Origin of the sequence: Streptococcus parasanguinis, from assembly GCF_001578955.1 — a bacterium.
Lineage (GTDB): Bacteria > Bacillota > Bacilli > Lactobacillales > Streptococcaceae > Streptococcus > Streptococcus parasanguinis_U.
In genome coordinates, this window is sequence record NZ_KQ969689.1 from 601,370 (window position 1) to 602,594 (window position 1,225).

Below are 1,225 nucleotides of genomic sequence, written 5' to 3' on the forward strand. Positions count from 1 at the left end.
ATCAAAATAGCATACCAACTATCAAAAAAATGGGGATGCTAAATGATATCTATATCGAGGAAAATGGTGGCTGGAAAATTTTTCCTAAGTAAATAGAAGTATAAGTGTTAGGAGGAAACATGAAAAGTAAAATGAAATGTTCACTTAAGTTAATAGCTTTAATGCTAATTTTTACAAGCATTGGAGGCTGTACTGTAAAACCAAAAGAACAGATGAAACAAGATAAAATGAATGTTTCTTCCTCCACCAAAGGAGATACAGAAGTGCTCAAACAAAAGCAAGTAAACTTTTTAAAAAAACACGAGTCCGAAATTACGAACTACATAAAGTCGAATGATCCAGAAGTTGTTCAGGTTAAGTATGACTGGGATAGTGTGAAAGTAGGAGATAGTGGTGCTTTTACGGAATCTGGGTTTGACATCCGTTTAAAGGTCTATGGGGCAAATAATAAGGAACTCAATGGCTATTCATTCTTTATTGTACCAAAACCAAATGTTGAGAATCCAAGTTCAATTGATTCAATCTCTGGTTCGAATTTTCCTTGATAAAATCAACAGATCATTCTATCCATTAAGAGGAAAGAATTTGAGCTATGAGTCCATAATAGCTCAGGGAATGACAGGTGGACATTTTAAAGAATAATCTGTACAGAATGATAGGAGGACTCATGAAAAGTCGAAAAATCATGCTAACAATTGCTTCAATTGCAGTACTGCTAAATGTAGGTGGGTGTACCGTGAAACAGAAAGATGATACAAAACAAGGAAAAACGATTGCTGCTTCATCAACGAAAGACCTAAAGGAAGATGAAGAAACTATAAAGAAAAAACAACTGGACTACCTAAAAGAACACGAACAGGAGATTGTTGATTTAGTCAAAGCACAAAATTCAAAAGTTGAATCCGTTCAGATTGATTGGGATCAGACGCAGTGGGGAGTAGCCGGAAATGGGACGCCTCAAGGTGGTGACGAAATGATTCTCATTTTTGGTGGGTTTAATCAAAATTCTGAATCGAGTTGGCGAGTTGATGTAGTGGTGGAAGATGGAAAAATTAATTTAAAGAAGATGTCTTTGGGCCAATACTTAAGGATAGGTGGAAGAATTTTCGAATAAATAAGTTGATAGATCAATTAAAAGTGTGTAGATTGGAGGGAATTGAATGAAGAGACAAATGGAACTATTTTTGATCATTTTGTTACCGATCCTAGGACTGGTTTTTCTTGG

At 35.3% G+C, this 1,225-nt stretch carries 2 protein-coding genes; both read left to right on the plus strand.

Features of this window, described 5'->3' with window-relative positions:
• The first annotated feature begins 119 nt into the window (after window positions 1–119).
• A complete protein-coding gene (locus tag SPADD19_RS02765) occupies window positions 120–545 on the plus strand; it encodes a hypothetical protein (protein WP_061455127.1) in 426 nt (141 codons plus the stop codon).
• A gap of 122 nt (window positions 546–667) precedes the next feature.
• On the plus strand, window positions 668–1,114 hold the full coding sequence (locus tag SPADD19_RS02770; RefSeq protein ID WP_241496436.1) for a hypothetical protein: 447 nt from the start codon (window positions 668–670) through the stop codon (window positions 1,112–1,114).
• Window positions 1,115–1,225: the final 111 nt, after the last annotated feature.

Bases quoted from the DNA above. Each gene is read 5' to 3' on its own strand.
- SPADD19_RS02770 (WP_241496436.1), top strand. From the start codon at position 668: ATGAAAAGTCGAAAAATCATGCTAACAATTGCTTCAATTGCAGTACTG.
- SPADD19_RS02765 (WP_061455127.1), top strand. From the start codon at position 120: ATGAAAAGTAAAATGAAATGTTCACTTAAGTTAATAGCTTTAATGCTA.